The sequence below is a fragment of the Pyrococcus kukulkanii genome (assembly GCF_041647995.1).
In the GTDB taxonomy this organism is placed as follows: domain Archaea; phylum Methanobacteriota_B; class Thermococci; order Thermococcales; family Thermococcaceae; genus Pyrococcus.
The window spans coordinates 134607-154363 of sequence record NZ_JARRIB010000002.1; the positions used below are offsets into that span (position 1 = coordinate 134607).

25 protein-coding genes and 4 pseudogenes are annotated in these 19757 nt (G+C 43.8%); 14 read left to right on the forward strand and 15 right to left on the reverse strand.

The window, feature by feature from the left end; translation table 11 throughout:
• Nucleotides 1-284: 284 nt before the first annotated feature.
• The 3 genes from P8X24_RS04735 to P8X24_RS04745 all read right to left on the reverse strand — a co-directional run bounded on the left by P8X24_RS04735 (nucleotide 285) and on the right by P8X24_RS04745 (nucleotide 1559).
• Nucleotides 285-509 (reverse strand): hypothetical protein, encoded by a 225-nt coding sequence (locus P8X24_RS04735; RefSeq protein WP_227805383.1) that lies wholly within the window; start codon nucleotides 507-509, stop codon nucleotides 285-287.
• Between the two features lie 398 nt (nucleotides 510-907).
• On the reverse strand, nucleotides 908-1120 hold the full coding sequence (locus tag P8X24_RS04740) for a ribbon-helix-helix domain-containing protein (protein WP_372914587.1): 213 nt from the start codon (nucleotides 1118-1120) through the stop codon (nucleotides 908-910).
• Nucleotides 1121-1328: 208 nt separating this feature from the next.
• Nucleotides 1329-1559: an AbrB/MazE/SpoVT family DNA-binding domain-containing protein gene (locus P8X24_RS04745; RefSeq protein ID WP_372914315.1), complete on the reverse strand. Its 231-nt coding sequence runs from the start codon at nucleotides 1557-1559 to the stop codon at nucleotides 1329-1331.
• Nucleotides 1560-2021: 462 nt separating this feature from the next.
• Here P8X24_RS04745 and P8X24_RS04750 point away from each other — a divergent pair, with 462 nt between their 5' ends.
• The 7 genes and pseudogenes from P8X24_RS04750 to P8X24_RS04780 all read left to right on the forward strand — a co-directional run.
• Complete coding sequence (locus tag P8X24_RS04750) at nucleotides 2022-3008, forward strand: AAA family ATPase (RefSeq protein WP_372914317.1); 987 nt, start codon at nucleotides 2022-2024, stop codon at nucleotides 3006-3008.
• Nucleotides 3009-3152: 144 nt separating this feature from the next.
• Nucleotides 3153-4154 carry a phosphoribosylformylglycinamidine cyclo-ligase gene (gene purM / locus P8X24_RS04755; RefSeq protein WP_372914318.1) on the forward strand — a complete coding sequence of 334 codons (1002 nt, stop codon included), beginning with the start codon at nucleotides 3153-3155 and terminating at the stop codon, nucleotides 4152-4154.
• Between the two features lie 31 nt (nucleotides 4155-4185).
• Nucleotides 4186-5184, forward strand: a complete 999-nt coding sequence (locus tag P8X24_RS04760) for a DUF1616 domain-containing protein (RefSeq protein WP_372914319.1) — start codon at nucleotides 4186-4188, stop codon at nucleotides 5182-5184.
• 682 nt (nucleotides 5185-5866) lie between these two features.
• Nucleotides 5867-6112, forward strand: coding sequence for a type II toxin-antitoxin system VapB family antitoxin (gene vapB / locus P8X24_RS04765; RefSeq protein WP_227805298.1), 246 nt, complete (start codon nucleotides 5867-5869; stop codon nucleotides 6110-6112).
• Nucleotides 6099-6512, forward strand: coding sequence for a type II toxin-antitoxin system VapC family toxin (locus P8X24_RS04770; protein WP_372914320.1), 414 nt, complete (start codon nucleotides 6099-6101; stop codon nucleotides 6510-6512). The genes vapB and P8X24_RS04770 overlap by 14 nt, the downstream gene beginning before the upstream one ends.
• Before the next feature lie 28 nt (nucleotides 6513-6540).
• Nucleotides 6541-6939 (forward strand): annotated as a pseudogene (locus tag P8X24_RS04775) (TSUP family transporter); the annotation flags it as partial.
• A 60-nt stretch (nucleotides 6940-6999) separates the two neighbouring features.
• Nucleotides 7000-7271: pseudogene (locus tag P8X24_RS04780) on the forward strand (alkaline phosphatase family protein); the annotation flags it as partial.
• A gap of 267 nt (nucleotides 7272-7538) precedes the next feature.
• Here P8X24_RS04780 and P8X24_RS04785 read toward each other — a convergent pair.
• Nucleotides 7539-8450: a glycosyltransferase family 2 protein gene (locus P8X24_RS04785; RefSeq protein ID WP_372914321.1), complete on the reverse strand. Its 912-nt coding sequence runs from the start codon at nucleotides 8448-8450 to the stop codon at nucleotides 7539-7541.
• A gap of 66 nt (nucleotides 8451-8516) precedes the next feature.
• On the opposite strand from P8X24_RS04785, the gene P8X24_RS04790 reads away from it, so the two are divergent.
• Genes P8X24_RS04790 through P8X24_RS04800 form a run of 3 tightly spaced genes read left to right on the forward strand, consistent with a single transcriptional unit; the run spans nucleotide 8517 to nucleotide 11264 of the window.
• A complete protein-coding gene (locus tag P8X24_RS04790) occupies nucleotides 8517-9704 on the forward strand; it encodes a CDP-glycerol glycerophosphotransferase family protein (RefSeq protein WP_372914322.1) in 1188 nt (395 codons plus the stop codon).
• The gene (locus P8X24_RS04795) at nucleotides 9701-10414 is read left to right on the forward strand and encodes an IspD/TarI family cytidylyltransferase (RefSeq protein ID WP_372914323.1); all 714 of its coding nucleotides are present in this window, start codon (nucleotides 9701-9703) and stop codon (nucleotides 10412-10414) included. The genes P8X24_RS04790 and P8X24_RS04795 overlap by 4 nt, the downstream gene beginning before the upstream one ends.
• On the forward strand, nucleotides 10377-11264 hold the full coding sequence (locus P8X24_RS04800; RefSeq protein WP_372914324.1) for a glycosyltransferase: 888 nt from the start codon (nucleotides 10377-10379) through the stop codon (nucleotides 11262-11264). The genes P8X24_RS04795 and P8X24_RS04800 overlap by 38 nt, the downstream gene beginning before the upstream one ends.
• A gap of 313 nt (nucleotides 11265-11577) precedes the next feature.
• On the opposite strand, the pseudogene rfbD reads toward P8X24_RS04800, so the two are convergent.
• The 7 genes and pseudogenes from rfbD to P8X24_RS04835 form a co-directional block, all read right to left on the reverse strand.
• Nucleotides 11578-12434 (reverse strand): annotated as a pseudogene (gene rfbD, locus P8X24_RS04805) (dTDP-4-dehydrorhamnose reductase).
• Complete coding sequence (locus P8X24_RS04810; RefSeq protein WP_372914325.1) at nucleotides 12431-12901, reverse strand: type II toxin-antitoxin system VapC family toxin; 471 nt, start codon at nucleotides 12899-12901, stop codon at nucleotides 12431-12433. Before P8X24_RS04810 ends, rfbD begins: the two are co-directional and overlap by 4 nt.
• Nucleotides 12889-13077, reverse strand: a complete 189-nt coding sequence (locus tag P8X24_RS04815) for a hypothetical protein (RefSeq protein ID WP_372817432.1) — start codon at nucleotides 13075-13077, stop codon at nucleotides 12889-12891. The genes P8X24_RS04810 and P8X24_RS04815 overlap by 13 nt, the downstream gene beginning before the upstream one ends.
• Before the next feature lie 58 nt (nucleotides 13078-13135).
• Nucleotides 13136-13693 carry a dTDP-4-dehydrorhamnose 3,5-epimerase gene (gene rfbC, locus P8X24_RS04820; RefSeq protein WP_372914326.1) on the reverse strand — a complete coding sequence of 186 codons (558 nt, stop codon included), beginning with the start codon at nucleotides 13691-13693 and terminating at the stop codon, nucleotides 13136-13138.
• A 248-nt stretch (nucleotides 13694-13941) separates the two neighbouring features.
• Nucleotides 13942-14136 carry a hypothetical protein gene (locus tag P8X24_RS04825; protein ID WP_372914328.1) on the reverse strand — a complete coding sequence of 65 codons (195 nt, stop codon included), beginning with the start codon at nucleotides 14134-14136 and terminating at the stop codon, nucleotides 13942-13944.
• Nucleotides 14114-14578, reverse strand: coding sequence for a GDP-mannose 4,6-dehydratase (locus P8X24_RS04830; RefSeq protein WP_372914330.1), 465 nt, complete (start codon nucleotides 14576-14578; stop codon nucleotides 14114-14116). Before P8X24_RS04830 ends, P8X24_RS04825 begins: the two co-directional genes overlap by 23 nt.
• Before the next feature lie 219 nt (nucleotides 14579-14797).
• Nucleotides 14798-15199 (reverse strand): hypothetical protein, encoded by a 402-nt coding sequence (locus P8X24_RS04835; protein WP_372914331.1) that lies wholly within the window; start codon nucleotides 15197-15199, stop codon nucleotides 14798-14800.
• A 148-nt stretch (nucleotides 15200-15347) separates the two neighbouring features.
• Between P8X24_RS04835 and P8X24_RS04840 the strand changes: the two genes are divergently transcribed.
• Nucleotides 15348-15506, forward strand: coding sequence for a hypothetical protein (locus P8X24_RS04840; RefSeq protein ID WP_372914332.1), 159 nt, complete (start codon nucleotides 15348-15350; stop codon nucleotides 15504-15506).
• A 216-nt stretch (nucleotides 15507-15722) separates the two neighbouring features.
• Here the strand turns inward: P8X24_RS04840 and P8X24_RS04845 are convergent, their stop codons facing one another.
• The 4 genes and pseudogenes from P8X24_RS04845 to P8X24_RS04860 form a co-directional block, all read right to left on the reverse strand.
• Complete coding sequence (locus tag P8X24_RS04845; protein ID WP_372914333.1) at nucleotides 15723-15932, reverse strand: PIN domain-containing protein; 210 nt, start codon at nucleotides 15930-15932, stop codon at nucleotides 15723-15725.
• Nucleotides 15933-16126: 194 nt separating this feature from the next.
• Nucleotides 16127-16303 (reverse strand): annotated as a pseudogene (locus tag P8X24_RS04850) (DUF2281 domain-containing protein); the annotation flags it as partial.
• Nucleotides 16304-16367: 64 nt separating this feature from the next.
• Entirely contained in the window at nucleotides 16368-16544 is a 177-nt protein-coding gene (locus tag P8X24_RS04855) for a hypothetical protein (RefSeq protein ID WP_372914334.1), read from the reverse strand.
• Between the two features lie 33 nt (nucleotides 16545-16577).
• Complete coding sequence (locus P8X24_RS04860; RefSeq protein ID WP_372914336.1) at nucleotides 16578-16700, reverse strand: hypothetical protein; 123 nt, start codon at nucleotides 16698-16700, stop codon at nucleotides 16578-16580.
• Nucleotides 16701-16854: 154 nt separating this feature from the next.
• On the opposite strand from P8X24_RS04860, the gene P8X24_RS04865 reads away from it, so the two are divergent.
• From P8X24_RS04865 to P8X24_RS04875, 3 genes are all read left to right on the forward strand, one after another.
• Complete coding sequence (locus P8X24_RS04865; protein WP_372914337.1) at nucleotides 16855-17433, forward strand: hypothetical protein; 579 nt, start codon at nucleotides 16855-16857, stop codon at nucleotides 17431-17433.
• Nucleotides 17421-18179 carry a hypothetical protein gene (locus P8X24_RS04870; protein WP_372914338.1) on the forward strand — a complete coding sequence of 253 codons (759 nt, stop codon included), beginning with the start codon at nucleotides 17421-17423 and terminating at the stop codon, nucleotides 18177-18179. The genes P8X24_RS04865 and P8X24_RS04870 overlap by 13 nt, the downstream gene beginning before the upstream one ends.
• Nucleotides 18180-18290: 111 nt before the next feature.
• A complete protein-coding gene (locus P8X24_RS04875) occupies nucleotides 18291-19751 on the forward strand; it encodes an oligosaccharide flippase family protein (RefSeq protein WP_372914339.1) in 1461 nt (486 codons plus the stop codon).
• Nucleotides 19752-19757 lie beyond the last annotated feature (6 nt).

Below are 19757 nucleotides of genomic sequence, written 5' to 3' on the forward strand. Positions count from 1 at the left end.
AAAGCTATAGAATCGGCAGGAGAAATGTTAAAGGCATTGGAAGAACTACAAGAAGAGAGTTTTAAAACTTTTAAACACATTGCTGGTAATTTAAGCTCTCTCACTCCTTATCGGGAATATGTTTAGGTTTTCAACATCAATGGTAGAAAAGTGAAGAAAAAGATGTTCTGAAGGCACTTGAGTTTAGCAAGTTTTTCTCAGTTCTTCTTTCAGGAATTCTATCGGTCTGAGGATTTTAATCTGGTGATCCCTGAGTTGCAAGATCTTATTTTCATTCCTCAAACTCAATAGATCCCCTTAAGCCATTTGTTGTCGTCTTTGTCATGGCAGGTCTCAAACCTTTCCTTGGGCTCTACTACTTCCATTCCATTCAGGAAGTTTGCAAGAACTTGGGGCCAATTTTCACTAAGCCTATCTTTCTTTGCCAGTAGGGCAATTTCTGCTGTGAGTTCTTCAAGGGCCTCTGAACTTATGTAGTTCGTGAAGTGTTGTTTATCTAGGAGGCTTATGAGTAGGCTGTTCTTTCAGTGGTTTCTTTTGTTGTGTTTGTGTATTTTTGTTACTGTAGGGTTTTTTAAGTTCTGGGTGTATGTTTTTTATCGGGGTCGTTTCCCTTCGGCCCGGAGGTTGATGACCTCCCGTCTGAGGTGACCGGTGGTCCCGATGTGGACGGGAGTGCGAAACCAACCGCACCGGTTGCAACAAACGCAACCGGTAGCGGAAACGGTAGCTAAACCTTGTGGCCTTATCATTGCAACCAAGGCAACATTGGTGTCCATAACGAGCTTCATTTCCTAGCACCCTTAAGCTCCTTCCACTCCCTCTCAACTTCCTCGATGATGTCCTTAACCAGTGGCCAGTCATCCTCAATTTCTTCAGTAAGGAGCCTTTGTAACGCCCCTCTCAATCACTCCCTGGCCTCTTCAGGGGTTATTTTTCTTGCGAGTTCCCTTGCCGGTTCCATCATTATCTGGCCGAGGGCCAGGGTTACGGCGTATTTGATGAAGTCAGAACGGCTCTTGAACTCACCCTTCTCAACGAGCTCATCTATCTTCTTTATGACGTACTTGGGAAGTCTCACGGAGACGGGTGCCTCAACGGCTTGAGCCATGACAGCCACCAACATACCATTGTAATACAATTGTATTTAAACTTTTTGTGAGAGGCTTTGGGCTAAGTACACAAAAAGAGACCCTCTCCGTGGCATATGATGCAGGAGCTGAATACCCAATCTCGCTGGATAGGGATGATTCGCTTTAAAGGCGAAGAAGGGAATGAATTTTATAGGATCAAGATTTTAACGCTAGGCTGAACTTAGGAATATACACTCATTCGCGCTCATATATGATTTCATTGCAGAGTTCCTTTTCCACGTCTTCCTTGACTTCATCAACTTCTATTATGTCAAAAAACTCTGAAAGCTTGGGTTTTCTCCTTGGGAGAATTTCTATCCTGTCTTCAAGCTCAATCAAAATAACCTCGTCTCCCCACTTTTCCCTCCACCTTTTTGGTATAATGATTCTTCCCTGCCCATCAATCCGCTTAACTTCCATGTTCATTTAAATTCCACCATTGAGATTGTTTTGTGGCTATGATTTAAATTTCTCTCTTTTGAACGCTTCACCCTTTGGGGAAGATTGGTTTCCTTTGTAAAAGCATAAATACAGACCCCAAAACAAACGAACTCTTTCCCCGAGTTCTAAATGTCCAAAAATTAAAAAGTGTTATATATAACACTTTTGGCTTTTTAGACAAATCTTGTGAGCTTGTTAGCTAATCCAAATCTTCTGATGTGAAAATGGAGTTTTTAAAATGGAGAGCTAATGATAAAAAGGTCCGCTACTGAGACAAAACTAGGGAATTACTCATTTACTTGACGGGAGAGAAAAGGATATATAGTATACCCCCCGAACTAGTTCGGAGGGTATCTAAAATTGAGGTCAAGAAGGGGAATTTCATTCTTTGATCAGAGGCCAAGGAAGAACAAAGAAGGTCTATTTGGGCGTTCCGAGGAGTTAGAGATGCTAATAAACGCCCTTCACGCTAGAAGCTGGGTAGCAATCCTCGGTCCAAGAATGGTCGGAAAAACTAGCTTAGCATGGGCTGGGGCAAATACCTTTGCGAGGGAAATGAAATATAAGGTAATTTTTGTTGACCTAAGGAACGCAGAAACTTCCCGACAAGCCACGGAAAAGATACTGAGTAGATTGCCAAAGTCAATCTTTGACACCATATCAAAGTACATTGCGGAAGTTTCTTTTTCCACGGGAAGCGTTGGTGCTTCTGTAAAGCTTAGAGAGAATGTTACCGCTAGGAACGCTTTAGAAGATGCTCTTTTTGCCCTAAAAGACACAATACTAATTCTTGATGAGGTTCAAAACGTAAAGCAGGGAGTAAAGAATTTTCTACAGGCTTTAGCGGCAGCATTTAATGAAAACGATTCCCTGCTAGTAATATTTACGGGCTCATATGCAGGCGTCGTTAAGAAACTGTTTGAGGCCACGTATAGGGAAGGTCTCTACGGTAGGCCGCCGGTTGAGATACTCCTTCCACCTTGGCCCGAGTGGGTAGCGGCAGAATTCTTGAGGAGGGGCTTTGAGCATTGCGGTGTTAGTGTAACCCAAAGGGAGATTCAGGAGGCAATCTGGAGGCTCGGAACTTCGCCTGGCTGGCTGAACCTATACGGTCTTAGACGCTGCCTCGGGGCCACTCACGCAGAGGCTCTCCAGAGAGTGTTCAAGAAGGCCGTGAATGAGGCCTTAAAAGAGCTGGAACACTTCTTGGAAGGGAGAAGTCCCAAAGCCAGAGAGGTAGTTAAAAGGTTGGCCTATGGAGCTACTTGGAGTGAGTTAGAGAAAACTGGAATTTCAAAAGACACCCTTAGCAGACTTTTGGAGGTGTTGACTAAAGAACTGTTCATCGTGGTTAAGGACGAAATTGGGGTTTACAGGTTCTCAGATCCAATTTACAGGTACGCTGCGGAGAAGTTACAGTTAAATGAGGGTTAAATCAACATTATATGCACCCCCCGAACTAGTTCGGGGGGTATCTAATTAGCAAGATTGCCACATACTTGTAAAAACTATCCAATCCATGGGTTAAAATTAACATAAATTTTTAAAACTTTTTGCGAAGCTATTAGCGGTGATAGGATGCTAACCTATGCTCAAGCTGGAGTCGATGAGGAAAAAACATCTAGGGCTCTCAAGCACATAATAGATGCGGCAAGAAGAACGTTCAAGTTCAGGCAAGGAAAAGTTGGGGAGCCGGGAGAGATAGGGCACTACGCGGCGTTGCTGGACTTCGGCAGCTTTTACCTAGCGATGACCACGGATGGTGTCGGGACTAAAGTTCTAGTCGCTGAAGCAGTTGGGAAGTTCGACACTATAGGAATAGACATGATAGCGATGAACGTCAACGATCTGATCTGCGTTGGTGCGGAGCCTGTAGCGTTGGTTGACTACTTCGCCATAAGGGAACCTAAAGATGAGGTGTTCGAGCAAGTAGCTAAAGGCCTTTACAGGGGGGCTGAAGAGGCAGGAATAGCGATAGTTGGTGGGGAAACCGCGGTGATGCCTGACCTGATCAACGGCTATGACCTGGCAGGGACTGCAATCGGGATAGTCGAGAAGGGCAAAGTAATAACGGGAGAAAAGATAAGGCCTGGGGACATGGTGATTGGCATTTCCAGCTCGGGAATCCATTCCAACGGTTTGACCCTCGCCAGGAAGCTTCTAATCCCAAAGTACGGCCTCGACTACGAGTACGAGGGGAGGAAGCTTTGGGAGTGGCTACTTGAGCCTACAAGAATTTACGTTAAGCCAGTCCTTGAGCTACTGAATAGCGTTGAAGTTCACGGGCTGGCCCACATCACGGGCGGAGGGTTGTTAAACCTAAAAAGGCTGACCAACTATGGATTCAGGCTCAGAATGCCTCCAATTACCGGAATCTTCAAGTTAATACACGAGAATGGCGTTCCCCTCGAGGAGATGTTCAGGGTCTTCAACATGGGCGTTGGCTTCATCGTTGTGGTTCCCCAGGAGGAGAAAGATGATGCACTTGAAGTCCTCAATAGGTACTACGAGAGCTGGGAGCTTGGGGTCGTGACGAGGGGAGGGAACATAGTGGTTGAGAATTACGGAATAGCTTTTTAAGCCCGAGAGCCCAGGATGTCCGGGGGAGGGAATGGGAGAGGCCAAGGGGCTCTGGAGGTACTGGGATCTAATAACTGTCATCGCGCTCTCGCTGATCCTTGATCTAATAATTTTTGTTGCTCCGGACAGCTTTATTCGGAAAGTCCTGGGCCTAGTTTTTGTTCTGTTTCTCCCAGGATACGTCTTTATAACTGCACTCTTTCCAGAGAGGAAGGAGCTCGACAACTTAGAAAGGCTGGCATTAAGCTTTGGGCTGAGCATAGCTATAGTTCCCCTGATAGGGCTTGCCCTGAATTACACGCCCTGGGGGATAAGGCTGGTTCCCATACTGGGGAGTCTAACCGTGTTTAACGTTGCCTTTGCGCTCGTTGGAATGTACAGGAGGAGGAACGCCATAAATCCGTGGATCCCCTGGGTGACCTTAGAGGATATAAAGAGGGAGCTCGAGTGGGAGGAAGCTAGCAGGTTGGATAAGGCCCTGACGGTTATCCTAATAATAGCGATAGTTGCATCTATTGGAACCCTAGCCTACGTCATTACTCACCCGAAGCCCGGGGAGGCCTTTACGGAGTTCTACATCTTAGGCCCCAAGGGGAAGGCAGCTGACTATCCGACGGAGCTCTTCGTTAACGAGACCGGTAAAGTCATTATTGGGATAGTTAACCACGAGCACAGGAACGTGACCTATTACGTTGAGATATGGCTGGTGAACTTAACCTACAACTTCACGACCAACGAGACGATAATCCACGAGATGTACCTCATGGACAGGTTCAACGTTACCCTTCCCCATGTTCCTGTGAACATAGAGGGCAACTGGACGCCCCAGTTCGAGATGAACTACACCTTTAAGATAGACAAGCCTGGAAGGTGGCAGGTTTGGTTTTTGCTGTTCAAGGACAGGGAACCGTCAATTCCCGAGAGTTGCCTTAAGGGAGGGAACTGCTTAGGGGAGAAGTGGAGGATACTTGAGGCCATAAACGGGACGATACAAAGCTTAAAGTTAAACGTGAAGGTTGAGAAGGTTTAGATATGTTGTTTGGAGGCCATCAACACTACTTCCGAGTCGACTGGAGGTAATAAAACCACACTAAAGGAACCAACAACCTACAGGATAATTTAATAAACAGAGGGGAATTCGAGGAATCCCGTCCTGGTTGTCCACCACTTTTTGAACTTCTGAACCCTCGTAGCGGGCAACTTCCTCCCGCCTTCATTGTCGGAGGGAGCTAATTCAGTTAAAGTCCTCATTCGGGCTCAGAACCTCACACACCGAGAAAGTCCACAAAATTGCGAAAAACAAAGCCGGCAAATGTCCCACTTGCTGTTATCTATGGAACGGCCCTGAGTCCAAGGACATTGACCACTAATACCCAAATTTCAGCTATGTCCAGTAAACTGCCCAAATTTTGAAGGTTTATACATTTAGTGCGCAAAGTGAGGGGGCATATAATTGCACTACGAGCTTGAAATCCTGAAAAGAGAGCCTTACGTTGAGAGGGAGGTAGAAAAAACTTAGGAAGTACCTTCACACTGACCTGATAAAGGTCATAACTGGCCCTCGTAGGACAGGAAAGAGTTCCTTAGCTGTGAGGACTCTCAAGGAAAACTTCGGCTATGTGAAGTTTTGAAGTTGATTTATTTCTCCTTTTCTTATTCTTATTCGATGTAGTAACTCGAAAGATTTAAGTTTTGTAATACAGAATTTGCTTATGGTGAATTACATGACTTCGGTTGTCATAAGCATTCGAGTTCCACCGGAGCTAAAAAAGGAAATGGATGAGCTTAGGGGAGAAATTAACTGGAGTGAAGAGATAAGGGAGTTCATAAAAAAGAGGATAGAAGAAGAGAAGAAGCGGAGGGCTCTTGAAAGGTTCATAGATGTAGTAAAGACGCTTCCCGAGGCCCCCAGGGGAACGGCAAAAAACCTCGTGAGGGAGGATCGTGATAGTCATTGACACCTCCGCATTCTCAAAGGTTCTCATTAGGGAAGAGGGCTGGGAGGAGGTAGTCCCCTATTTAAAGCCAGAACGAGAACCGTGCACGGTGGAGATGCTAATAATCGAAGCAACAAACGTGTTGTGGAAGTACGTTACCAAGTACAAAGCATTTAGCCAAGAAAAAGCTGAGGAACTTTATGATGCAATGATTGAGCTGGTTAAGGAAGGCCTTTTAAAGGTAGAATCAAATTCAAAATACCTGAATGAGGCCTTAGGGATTGCCATCAAAGAAGGAATCGCCGTTTACGATGCCCTTTTCATAGCTCAAGCTTTAAGCCTCAATGCTCCCCTCCTTACATGTGATGAAAAGCAGGGAGAAACAGCCAGAAAGATTGGAGTTGAGGTTATACTTATATAATCGAGATTAAAGCGTTAGCAGGATCTCAATGATAGAGTTCATCCTCTTAGGGCTAGCAATAGGGTTCCTAGTTGGGCTCAGCGGAGTCGGCGGGGGATCCTTAATGACGCCTTCGCTAATATTCTTAGGTGTTAGACCAGAGGTTGCTGTAGGCACCGACTTCCTCTTCTCCCTGTTAACTAAGATCTTTGCAACGGCGTTGCATGGAAAAAAGGGGAACGTTCGGATTGATATAGCATGGAGACTAATAGCCGGAAGCGTTCCCGCAGTGCTTTTAGGAGCCTTCATATTGATTAGACTACCCAGGGAAGAACTTGGCCAGCTCCTTGTAACCCTCATTGGAGTAGTTCTCGTTGTAGTTTCAGCCTTATCCTTGGGATTTGAAATTTCGAGATTTTTAAGGCCAAGGTGGATTTATGTCTATATCTTAGGTTTTTATAGTTGGTTTAAGCGTTCAGCTAACTTCTGTTGGAGCTGGAATAATAGTTACGGCCCAATGAAGACAGGGATTCCAGCTATAACGATTCCAATGTGGATGACGATGGCCACGGGCAAAACCCCCGGTGAACTTGGCCTCTACGGCTTCAGGCACAGGAAGAGGGGCACGTACAATGACATATGGATAGCCAACAGCAGGATGATAAAGGAGAAAGCAGTGTGGGACTACATAGCCGAGAAGGGGAGAAAATCTGTTTTAGTTGGAATACCCCCTCCTATCCGCCAAAGAAAGTCAATGGTTGGTTGATCAGTTGCTTCATATTATTGTTTCGTAAAATATTAACGACTTCCCTAACAACTTCACGTTCCCTAATGTTTGCGTATAATAATTCCCTTGCTAGTCCTTCGTCATCTAGGTCAATAATCATATCAAATGATATATTGGAATCGTAATCCCTAATAGGAACTGATAAAAATTTAACTCCCTTTAACTTATTTAGTTTTATAAACATATCAGTAACAATTTTTTCGGTATAAAGACTCCAACATAGAGTGACGAATTTCCTATGAAACCAATTATTTTCTTAATCATCTTAACCACCTCACAATTTGTTTTACTGGCACAAATAGATTTAGCAACGAGATAATATACCACAACTTTGCATAATATCCCCACCATTTAAATCTTATAAGGTACGGCAAATATTTTACACCATACCTCACTCGTTTCTTATATGGAAGATCATCAATATATGTCAGAATTGATGGTGGCATAGCGTAACTTTCGACGATGTTTATCAGGTCATCCCTATTTAGGGCAATTAATCTCTTTTTCAACAAATCAAACACCCTAAGTGTTTCAATCAATCCCTTCTCCGAGTTCGTTGTTATTATACTACTTCCCATTCTATTGACAGTTAAACCAATGTAGTCATCAACAAAAATTTCTTTCACAACACTAAGATACTGGACATAGAAATAGACGTCCTCACTGTACTTATATGGTGGGAATTTAATACCGTACTCTTCAATAATTCTCCTCTTCAAGAGAGAGTTGCCATTTTCCAACCAATAACGACGCTTAATACCATCGATAGAATCAAAAACACCCTTTTTAAACTTTATGATAGCCTCGGAACTATCAGGTCTAATAACCCTAAAACTCGACGCATACCCATCCCTTGTATTTTCAACACCCCTCTCTAGGAACTCCTTACTCAACCAGTCATCACTATCCAAAAAGACAACGTACTTGCCAGATGAGTGTTCAAAACCAAGATTTTTCGTTAGGGGATAAGTTACATCAGGATCACAAATACAGTCAATCCTACTATCCCTATCCATAAACTCCCTTATCACCTCAACGCTCTCATCCGTCGAATGGTCATCCACGACTATTAATTCCCAGTTCTCGTACGTCTGACTAAGCACGCTCCCGATTGACTTGGGCAACCACTTTGCATTATTCTTATTTGGCATTATTATCGAGACCTTTACCATAGTTCCCCCTATAACAACCGGCAGACTGTTTATAAAGGATTTTCTAGAGAATTTCATGGGGTAAGCATGGATCGCATTAGGAAGCAGCTCCTCCTTTCGAGGCTTCTATCATTGGCCAACTATGTCCCAAAAGATAAGGATAAGATAGCGTTCTATTCCACCCCGGACATTAGTGATAACGCGTTGGCCCTCTTCAAGTACATTTACTCTCTCGATAAAGGTTATGAGCTCGCATGGATTTTAAACGAAAAAACTCCGGTCGCCCTAAAAGCCCTAAAAAGGGAGTATCCGGATGCTAAAGCAGTTTACCTGTACTCCGCAGAAGGTCTAAAAGAGCTCCTCCAATCTAAATTCGTAATAACGACCGATGTCCTTCCAATAACTCCTCACCTCGGCCAGAGGGTAATCCAGCTCTGGCATGGCCTTCCCGGCAAGAAAACAGGATATGAGCATCCCCTGGGGATTAAGGATCTCTACCTCTATATGGATCGCTGGACGACAGACTTCGTTACGACGTCTGAGCTCGCCGTTGGAGCATTCGTAAGACAGTTCATGATAAACCCGAGGAAGTTCAGGATCCTCGGTCAACCACGAAACGACGGCCTCTTTGAGAACCTTAGAACTGCAAAAGACATTCTCTCAGGGATCCTGGGGATAGATGTAGAGAACTACGATGCCGTGATTCTCTACGCCCCAACGTACAGGTACACGAGCTATCTCAAGGACTTTAAGGCTAGCTTAAAGGTAGTGAAAAGTCTTTTCACTAGAAAATTCCTTGAGTTCCTTGAGCGTAGGAATGTCTTACTCGTGATAAAGCCTCACAAGCTCGTTGCTGATGCCCTCGCCTCGGCAATTGAGAAGGCAAAGAATATCACCCTGGTAACTGACAGAGCCCTTCAAGAAAAGCTCCTGACGATAAACGATCTAATGGGGGCCTTCGATATCCTTATAACGGATTATTCAAGCATATTCGAAGACTACATACTTACGGAGAGGCCTATAGTCTTCTACCTGCCCGATAGGGAAGAGCTCGAGCGGAAAAGTGGTTTTCTGCTTCCCTTCAAGTTCTTCGCCCCAGGTGAAAAGCCGGAGACTATAGACGGCCTGATAACGGCCCTGCATTCCTATCTCGATGACCCGAAGAAGGATCTTGAGTGGAGGAGAACCGTTAAGAACCTGCTGTACGAGGTGGGGGATGATGCTAAATCTTCGGAGAGGGTCTACAGGCAACTAATTCGGAGGGATGCTGATTGACTGCCCTAATCCTGCTGGCAGGTGGATACGGGAGAAGGACCTCCCTTGATGTTCCCAAGCAGTTCGTGAAGATAAATGGTCGAACGATACTCGAGCACACCCTTGGAAAAGTATCTGGCGTTGAGGGGATAGATGAAATAATTGTCGTGTCTAACCCCGAATTTCTCTCCCTCACGAAAAGCATCACGAGGAGATTTCCCAAGGTCATGGCAGTAACTGCTGGTGGCGTGACGAGAAACGAATCAATATACAAGGGCTTCCTTAAAGTTCCAGAGGCTGAGGAAAAGGTCATTATCCACGACGCCGTCAGGCCGTTCACGCCACGCTGGATCTTTGCTCGGATTATAAAGCTCCTAGATGAGAAGGATGTGGTGACGACGGTAAATCCCATAACGGGGAACCTGATAGAGCTCGACGGCGAGTTCGTGGGGACCATTCACGATAGAAAGAGGTTTGCCATAGGCGAAGCACCAACCGGGTACAGGTACGAGGCCCTGAAGAGGACTCTGGAGCACGCGCTCGAGCGGGATATACTGAACGTTGTCCCCCATGACGTAGAGCTCGCGATGAAGGCAGGGTTCAGGGTTCACGCACTGTTCTGCAACTGCTTCAACTTAAAGATAACGTTCAAAGAGGACATCGAGATCGCAAGGGCCCTCCTCGGTGGTAAAGATGAGGCCGACGGTTTCCGTCATTATCCCGACTTATAAGAGGAATGAACTCCTGAAGAGGGCAATTGACAGCGTGCTCGATCAGGGCTTTGATGACTTCGAGGTAATCATTGTGGATGGGGCTAGGAGTGAAGAGACGAGGGAGTTGGTAAGGTCTTACGGCGATGGGAGGATACGCTATGTTCCCCAGAAGGGGCGGGGCATAGCCAACGCTAGGAATTTGGGAGTTAAGAAGGCCCGGGGAGAGTACATAGCCTTCCTTGATGATGACGATGAGTGGCTCGAGGGGAAGCTGGAGCTCCAGGTCGAGCTCTTCAGGAGGTTGCCCAGGAGTTATGGGCTCATATACACGGCCTTCAACTACTATGATCTCGAAGGGGACAAGGTGCTGGGGGTAAAAAGGCCGAAGGCCAGGGGCAACGTGTACGGGCACCTGCTCAAGGACAACATCACGGGGACCTCCACGATCCTCGTGAAGAGGGAGTGTTTTAAAAGGGCCGGCCTCTTCCGAGAGGATTTCGTTACTTGTGAGGATTGGGATATGTGGTTGAGAATTGCAAAGTTTTGGCTCTTCGAGGCGATAGACGAACCCCTAGTTAATTATTCGGTGCATTCGGGCCAGTTTTCTTTTGCCAAGTACCTTGAGGGCAGGAGGAAGATGGTAAGGGCACATGCCGACATACGGAAAAATCCAGAGGTTCTGAGTTACCATCTCCTTCAGATAGGCATCCTCAGGTTGGCTGGTGGTGATAGGGGAGGTGTCAACGATGTACTCTTGGCATTTCGCCTGAATCCCACGATGAAGGGCAACCTGAATCAAATCATTGCTTCCCTCTTTGATGTAAGGGTTAAGGTGTACTTGGAGAAGTTCCTCCGGAACAGACCCTAAATCCACAACATTCACGGCCAGCAGGAACCTTCGACGTGAATTTGGGGTCTCCAAAATATGCGCTGAACCTCATTTTTTAAGAGCGCTATGTTTTCTTGGGTGCACGAGACGGAGATAACCGTTTTTCCACCTGTATCATTGCGTGGTTTATCATGGTGATGCAGTCACTCCGGGGCAGGGACTCAACCCCTCCCCGATCCCACCATTCGAAAACCCAAGTCTCATACACAATGAAACTAACGAAAGTTTCTGCCCCTTGTAGAAGTTATTAATCCTTGGAAATGTCTGTACTGGGATTCCCACCCTAAGACGCTTAATGCTTCTGTTTTCTCTCGGCAAGGTAATCTCTAAGGGCCTCCTTCCAGTGCCTCATTTCTATACCAATCCTCCTTAGTTTTCCAACGCTCAGCGCTGAAAATCTTGGCCTCCTTGCCAGCCTACCCAGTTCCTCAGAGCTTATTGCTTCTACCTCAACGTCCCAGCCAAGAATTTCAAAGATAGCCTTTGTGAACTCATACCAAGAGCAGAAGCCGTCGTTGGTCATGTGATAAACCCCATATTCGGGCATAATTTTCAGGAACTCACTTAATGCAAACGCAACGTCCCTAGTATAAGTCGGACTCATGAACTGGTCACTCACTATCCTGAGCTTTTCTCCCTTCTTTGCCTTCTCTATCACCCACTCGACGAAGTTCCCTCCCTTGCCTCTCGCTCCCCTCTTCCCGTAGAGGCTGGCCACCCTTATTTGGAGGAGTAGTTTCTCGTGAATATCTCGCCCATGAGCTTGCTCGCCCCATACACGTTTATTGGATTCGGGACATCTTCTTCCTTATACGGCCTCCCTTTTTCGCCGTCGAAGACATAGTCAGTGCTTATGTAAACATTCACGGCGTTTATCTTCTCAGCTACCTTTGCAACGTTTAATGCCCCGATTGCGTTGACTTTGAATGCTTCTTCAGGATAAAGCTCTGAATCGTCAACCCTAACATAAGCGGCGGTGTTTATTATCACATCAGGCTTAATCCTTTCGAGCACTTTGAGGCTTTCCAATATTGTAACGTCTACGTCTTCATGAGACAGGGAAATGACTTCAAAGGCCGGATCCTTAGAGAATACCTCAACTATGTCGCTCCCGAGTTGACCTGTGGCGCCGATGACGGCGACATTCACGGGACATCACCTACATTGGTTACCTCTTCGGGAGAATTTAAAAGGTGTATTCTCTCCTCTTCACATGCTTTAGTGAAATCACTGTCAAATGAAATCAAGTATTTTACATCGTAAAACTTACAGGTTGCGAGAATTAGTGCATCATTTGGTAACAGGCCGTATTTTATCATATACTTAACGGCGAGTGTTTCAATAACCCTGTTTATCTCTAGTTCAACAAAAAGCTCAAAAAGATTTAAGAAATCCAGAAGTTCTTCCTTAAGGCTCCTTATAATATCCGGATTGTGTTTGAGTGTGTAGGGTCTTTTCCCTGTTAATGCCCTTAGATAAACCATGAGAGCCTCACTAAACACTACACTATTAGAGTACAGAATGTCAAATTTCTCCCTTAAGTCGAGAAGATTTATATCCCCTTCTAAATGTTCGACTATTACGTTTGTGTCCACGAAGGCCGTTAGACCGGCCATTCATCTTCAACCTCTTTTAATATTTCTTTGAGGTTCATACCCTTAAACTTCCCGTGAAGTTTCTGAACGCTATGCTCTATAATGATCTCCCTCTCAACGATTCGCCTTACCCTATCAATGTCAATTGTCCTTAATATCTCCTCAGGGATATTTAGCTCGATGGTAATCTTTCCCATACCTTACCCTCAATATGTGTTCGCCAGTGACAGTATAAAATGTTTTGTAAAGAAAAGATTAGAACACCCACCCCTTCTTAATGGTCTCTTTGAGAGTCGGCCACTTCTTGTCCTTTTCCGAGAGTATTGGGTTGTCGATGGGCCATTTTATCCCTATATCTGGGTCGTTCCAAATTATACCTGCCTCGTAACTTGGAGCATAAACGTTGTCCACTTTATAAACTACTTCAGCGATGTCGCTGAGAACAACGAAGCCATGGGCAAAGCCTCTCGGGATGTAGAGCTGCCACTTGTTAAACTCGGAGAGTATTACTCCGACCCACTTCCCGAAGGTGGGCGAGTTTCTCCTCAAATCAACGGCCACATCAAATATAACTCCCCTAACAACCCTCACTATCTTAGCCTGTGCGTAGGGCTCCCTCTGGAAGTGCAGGCCCCTAAGGACTCCATACTTCGAGCGGGAGTGGTTATCCTGGACGAACTCTCCTTTAATCCCAGCCTTCTCAAAGTCTGGCCTCTTGTACGTCTCCATGAAAAAGCCTCTTTCATCCTCGAAAACCTTAGGTTTGATTAATATAACGTCGGGAATCTCAAGGCGAACAAACTCAAAGGGCATTTTGATCACCTACCAAAATTATTGGATTGCAAAGGAACTTAAATTCATATTGTGCCCAAATCGTCGCAAGTTCAGTGAGGATCACTAATTTATTTAAAGTTGTCCACGAAGGCTGTTATGCATATTCATGAGCGATAACGTTTAAAGATGGGGGGAGCCTACCTACCAGTAGGTGGGGGCCTCACAATGTTGTTCAGTCGAGTGAAGAATACTATTCTTGTTAAGATCTCCATTTAAATTTTCTTGATTTACCACTTTAGCTTCCAGGGCGTTGGATGCAGAACTCTTTCATTCACTAAGGGCCTCCACCACCACTCGTTTTCGAGGTACCACTTAACGGTCTCCTTTATCCCCTTTTCAAAGCTGTACTTTGGCCTCCACTTAAGTTCCCTCATTATCTTCCATGAGTCAAGAGAGTACCTAATATCGTGTCCTGTCCTCAACGAATTCTATCAAGGATTCATCCTTGCCCATAATCCTTAATATAGTTTTAACTACCTCAAGGTTTGTCTTCTCCTCTCCAGCTGAGATGTTGTAAACTTCTCTCGCCTCACCCTTAAGCAACACTGCTTCTATGGCTCGAACGTGGTCTTTAACGTACAACCAGTCCCTAACGTTCTGCCCGCTCCCGTATATGGGCACCTTTAATCCCATGTTTGCCCTGATGATTGTCTTTGGTATGAGCTTCTCTGGGAACTGGTAGGGGCCATAGTTGTTGGTGCACCTTGTTATTGAGGCATTAAGTTTGTACGTCCTAGCCCAACCGAGTACGAGCATGTCACTTGCAGCTTTCGTTGCTGAATAAGGAGAAGAGGGCATTAACCTATCCTCCTCCGTGAAGGAGCCCTTAAGAATGTCCCCATAAACTTCGTCAGTATTATGCAATAGAATTGGAACATTACCATCGAAAAATTTGTGATTTCCTTCTATAACAATGTCATATACTGTTACTTTCTCTCTAATTTTAGTAATTTTCTTAACTTTTGCAACCCCAACATCTGAATCTACATATTTGTTCTTTCCTCGTATTACTCTTTTTGCAATTTCTTTCCCAATTAACCCGTTTTTCTTAAGTTCATATTTTGCAACAAACTGTTTGGGAAGTTAGGTCTTAACTAATTCTAATGGAATGCACTTTGAATGAGGTGTTCTCATTGGGTTGTTTTCATAATTTTCGGAAGAAATGACTAAGCCATGCATAACCAAGTCATATTCCTCCCTTCTCTGTAATTCTCCCTTCATATTTTTACATGCCCTTTTGATGTATCTCGAGTTTATCCCCTTAAGCCTGGTTAACCACACTAAACTAAATATGAGATTTGGGTTTATTGATGTGAACACCCTGCTACCATCCTTTCTTATATGAGCATCACCTTCATAACCTTCTAGCATCTTAGTTATGTGTTCTTTCGATAGTTTCCACACCCACGAAGGAATACGCTCGTCTCCAGAGGTACTTCCCCACTCAGAGAAAATGGAATGTAAAACTTCCCCACCAAACTCCAATTGATATACGTCTCCGTGTTTTTTCTCCTAATAACTGCCTTTTTATATCCAAAATATTTCTCTAACAATTTCTTTGCCTTTTTAAGGGATTCAAGATCTTTTGTAGTTATTGCAACTTTTTTAGGAGGCTGGTGAGGCTTATGGGAAGATGATGGATGACGTGCTCAAGAAGGCCAAAGAGTACTCCTTCGTCGTTGGACTCCTCGAAGACCTGTACACCCTCCTGTACTCTCAGGATGAGAGGCCCTTAGGAGTGTTCCCATATACCTTGATGTTGTCCTGCTGGAGGCCATTGAGAGGCATGTAAAGGTTTTGGGGATAGGTGAGATAAAACTAGGCTTTCTCAAAAAAGAACTTATCTCCCTGCCAGAGCACTTGCAGGGAAGAGGATCCCCTATCATCCGCAAGGACAGGAGGGGGACCAGTTGAGTTTGATCGGAGGCATCTACTACTTTACGCCCAATAACTCTAGAAGCCCTTTCCGTGTGGAATGAAGTTAGGAAGAGAAAGAAGGGCAAAGTTGCTACACATTCCCTGTGACTTGGCTCGGTAGCAATCTTCCCAAGTCCGTTTTGTCGAAATCTGAGTCAAAGCTCACTATTTTAAGACTGTATTTCTTAGCTAGGACATATTGATAGGCGTCATCAAAATCTATGTTAAATTTCTTTGACGCTCTAATAACATCTTTAAAATCAAAAACCGATAATCGCAGAACTGTGACACCTCCTCCCACAAAAACATCTTCTATGAACTGAAAATGTTATGCTTTCCTAATTTAAACCAAGATGATTCCAATTGAATACAGAGAAAAAATCCGAAATATGGAGATACTCAGCCGGAACTCTTCTTAGGAAGTTTTCTGCTTCATGGGATTTCTCCTGTTCAAGAAGAATTTCGGGGAAAATGTTTGTATCTTAAGTACATCCATTACCACCATTCAAGAGCTTTGTGCTGGAGCTCTACCGATGAATATTTATCTTTAAACTCTTTCAAACCTCCTTTCCATGTAAGCCTTAGCCGTCCCTGTTTTTTCTTTGCTTTCCTTTCTAGTAGAAATTCTATGTAATCTATAACTTCCCTCTTGAGATCATCTGGCAATTTTTGGAAAAGTTCATATGCCTTCTTAAAACTATCTTTCTTTTATCCCCTACAAACCCAGGGTTATCTTCTAAGAAAAGTGCTTGGTGTTGCTCAGGAAGAAGATTCCAAGCTGGAAGTCAAGGGACCTTCCGAAATCCATGAGCCTCGAAGTCCTTGTCGAAGGTGAAGGCGTTACTCCAAGGCCCTCCATTATGGCAGAGCTTAGGTAGACCACCAGATCCATGCCATCGTGATCTTCAAACATCTCGAAAACCTCCCAGGCCTTGCTCCAGTCGTCTCAATGATTAAGAATTATCCTCTTCAACTCAAGGACAACCCTCTTTCCCACCCTCTTTGAAGCACCGTTGAGGAACTTCATCAGGGCAGGGCAGCCAATTACAAATTTTACCTCCTCAGCCACGCGCTCCTCGAAAAAACGGCCTTGACATTGTTCTTATCCCGCTTACTGAAAAATGTCATCTCCAGCAGAGGGTGGGAATTGTCTTTGCTGAATTTATTTTAGTGTATCCTATGTATCCTAAACTTTATAAAATATAACATACAAAGGATACAGCATGAGGGCTCCAATACTGAAGGAGAAGATATTGAGGGAGTTGGCGGTTAAAGGAGAAACTTCTGTTAAAGAGCTTTTAGCCAAATTTAAGGTTAACAGGCCTTACCTTTACAGGATCCTCAGATCATTGGAGAGCAACGGTGCTATAATTTTGGAGATGGGGAAAATAAAGGTTGTTGACAAAAAAGCTCTCCTCTATACTTGGGGAGAGGAGAAGAGGAAGATATTTCAGGTTATTAAAGGAGCAACATACAGGGTAAGGCCGAAAAAGGTTAGGGACTTTGTGGTGTTCTCTGGTACGTCGGCGTTATGGGTTCTTGGAAAGGTTCTGGAGCCAAGCTTTGGGACGGCGTACATTAAAAAAGATGATTTTGATATGTTAAAGCAGATTGGGATCAAAAGAGAGGGGTATCCCATCAGGTTCTACTCCTATGATGAGGATGTTTTTAACTATACGATAGGCATAAGAGGGTATAGGATTGCAACAATTGAGCAGATTATTGCCGATTCCATTGGAGAGGGGATGTATACGAGGATCATAGAAGAACTGCTGGAGGAGATAGAACAATGGAAGAGATAGCGGTGAGGAGCTGGAACAATCCGATAATTAAGGAATCCTACGATTGGATGCTGAAAGTTGGCAGAGAACTGAAGGAGGAGCTTGTGTTAGTGGGAGGGTGGGCAACTTACCTTCAAGCTCAGAAATTGAAGAGTATGTCACTTCCCTCTCTAGACATTGATTTTGTTGCTTTGAAGGAAAATTTTAGGACTATTGAAAAACATTTGCTGGCAAACAACTTTGTGCCAGTTGGTCTTAGATATATTAAATATTACCACGAAACACTGGACGGAGGATTAAAGGAGATATGTTTTGAGGAGTCCAAACGGATTCCTCCATATGAGCTCAGGGAACTGTTTTTGGACATCTTATGGGACGAAAAGATAAGTCCAATGAGCTTTACACACCCCTACGTTAAGGTGATTTTTGAAAAAGAACTTTACGATGAAATTGAAGGTGTTAGTGTTGCCCTTCCTGAGGTTATCTTGTCGATGAAGTTTCTGATAGAGAAAAACAAGTACCGAGGACAAAAGCAGTTGAAAGACCTAGTGGATATTTATGTATTGGCCGTTAGTCCTGAAGAGCTGGACTTTGAGGTGTTTAAACTTCTGTACTCCAAGGAAAAATTTGACCTGAATTGGGTAGTTCAATATTTCAAGGAAAACGAGGAGTTCTTAGCTTCGGTAGCACGTGAGCTGGGGATAGTGTTTGATAGAGAGGAGTTTTTGTTCGTTATCAGCGAGCTGAAAGAAAGCTTAAAGGGGTGAGCTCAATGAGCAAGGCAGGCAAAGCTCTATTGCACAAGGAACGAAGATTGTCTTTGGAGGAGTAATTTATAGAGAGACTTAAAGTTTAATAAGATCAACGGAGGGTAACCCGTGAACTCAGAAAGGACACTATTTATTAAACACTTGGGTCTCTTGGGACTAACAAATGTCGTAAACACATTAATTGGAATCATGCTAATTCCCATATTTACAAAAGGGAGACCTTTAGAGGACTATGGGACATGGGTTCAGATAAATGTTTCGTTAACGCTGATACCTGGGTTAACGTGTTTAGGTTTGCCGTATACGCTAGTCAGATACATCGCCGGAGAAAAAGACAAGAGTAAAACTAGAGAAGCTGTGTATTCCATATTCTTTGTTGTCCTTGCAGTCAATGCTGTTTTAGCGCCATTATTTGCTTATTTAATAATAAAATATTTTGGTAATAATGAACTAAGGCTAGTGCCCATATTTGCTATCCTACTGTTTATTCAAGCCATTAGTGCGGTCGGATGGAATTATCTAAGGGCTCTTCAAAAAATAAGAAAATATTCCATCTTGATGATACTACAAAACTTGTTGACGGGAGCTGGGGTGGGATATGCCATCGTAAATGGTTATGGCATTTATGGCGCGTTGTTGGCTCTCTTTGCTGTTAGGTTCCTGATGCTTGTTATCTTACTTTATGAAATTGTCTCTGATCTGGGGGTTTACATGCCGAGATTTACTTATATGAAAGAATTCCTAAGGTTTGGACTGCCGACGATTCCTGGTAATCTCTCAGCTTGGATTGTATCCTCAAGTGATAGATATTTGATAGGTTATTATTTAGGAGTTAAATACGTTGGATACTACAACCCGGCCTATTCATTGGGAAGCTTGCTGAACTTCATAATCGGGCCGTTGGGATTTCTTTTACCCGCAACTCTCTCAAAATTATATGAGGAAGGAAAAACTGATGAGGTTAGGCTTTATTTAGGGTATATCTTGAAATACTACTTAATAATTGCCATTCCCGCCGTGTTTGGTCTTTCAATCCTTGCCAAACCAATACTTACAATATTCTCAACCCAAGAAATAGCTGAAAAGTCTTATTTGGTTGTTCCTTTTGTTGCTCTTGGAATTTTGTTCTGGGGATTATACACATTATTCGTGCAAATAATAGTGTTACTAAAACAAACTGAAAATATTGGGAAAATTTGGATGTTCTCAGCATTCCTTAATTTTGTTGGTAATATTATTTTGATCCCGAAACTAGGTATAATTGGGGCTGCAATAACTACCTTAATTTCATATGTTACTAGCTTTTGGTATATTTGGAGAATCTCATGTCAGTTATGGAGCAGTAATCTGTTCGAAAATCTCAAAATATCCATTTTGAAGGTTCTTTTTGCTACAGCTGTAATGAGTGCTGTTTGTATATGTTGTAGTTTGACATTAGAGTTGGAGACCTCTCTATTCCAGATATTCTTTACTGGTAGTATGGGCCTCTTGTCCTATGTGACTATGTTATTCCTATTACGCGTGCTTACTAGACAAGATATAGAAATAGTAAAGAGATATTTTAGATAAATTCAA

Excerpts from the sequence above, each read along its gene's own strand:
- P8X24_RS04745 (WP_372914315.1), bottom strand. The coding sequence starts at position 1,559 with ATGAACATGGAAGTTAAGCGGATTGATGGGCAGGGAAGAATCATTATA.
- P8X24_RS04750 (WP_372914317.1), top strand. The coding sequence starts at position 2,022 with ATGCTAATAAACGCCCTTCACGCTAGAAGCTGGGTAGCAATCCTCGGT.
- purM (WP_372914318.1), top strand. The coding sequence starts at position 3,153 with ATGCTAACCTATGCTCAAGCTGGAGTCGATGAGGAAAAAACATCTAGG.
- P8X24_RS04760 (WP_372914319.1), top strand. The coding sequence starts at position 4,186 with ATGGGAGAGGCCAAGGGGCTCTGGAGGTACTGGGATCTAATAACTGTC.
- vapB (WP_227805298.1), top strand. The coding sequence starts at position 5,867 with ATGGTGAATTACATGACTTCGGTTGTCATAAGCATTCGAGTTCCACCG.
- P8X24_RS04785 (WP_372914321.1), bottom strand. The coding sequence starts at position 8,450 with ATGGTAAAGGTCTCGATAATAATGCCAAATAAGAATAATGCAAAGTGG.
- P8X24_RS04790 (WP_372914322.1), top strand. The coding sequence starts at position 8,517 with ATGGATCGCATTAGGAAGCAGCTCCTCCTTTCGAGGCTTCTATCATTG.
- P8X24_RS04800 (WP_372914324.1), top strand. The coding sequence starts at position 10,377 with ATGAGGCCGACGGTTTCCGTCATTATCCCGACTTATAAGAGGAATGAA.
- P8X24_RS04810 (WP_372914325.1), bottom strand. The coding sequence starts at position 12,901 with ATGGCCGGTCTAACGGCCTTCGTGGACACAAACGTAATAGTCGAACAT.
- P8X24_RS04815 (WP_372817432.1), bottom strand. The coding sequence starts at position 13,077 with ATGGGAAAGATTACCATCGAGCTAAATATCCCTGAGGAGATATTAAGG.
- rfbC (WP_372914326.1), bottom strand. The coding sequence starts at position 13,693 with ATGCCCTTTGAGTTTGTTCGCCTTGAGATTCCCGACGTTATATTAATC.
- P8X24_RS04840 (WP_372914332.1), top strand. The coding sequence starts at position 15,348 with ATGATGGATGACGTGCTCAAGAAGGCCAAAGAGTACTCCTTCGTCGTT.
- P8X24_RS04855 (WP_372914334.1), bottom strand. The coding sequence starts at position 16,544 with ATGTTTGAAGATCACGATGGCATGGATCTGGTGGTCTACCTAAGCTCT.
- P8X24_RS04865 (WP_372914337.1), top strand. The coding sequence starts at position 16,855 with ATGAGGGCTCCAATACTGAAGGAGAAGATATTGAGGGAGTTGGCGGTT.
- P8X24_RS04870 (WP_372914338.1), top strand. The coding sequence starts at position 17,421 with ATGGAAGAGATAGCGGTGAGGAGCTGGAACAATCCGATAATTAAGGAA.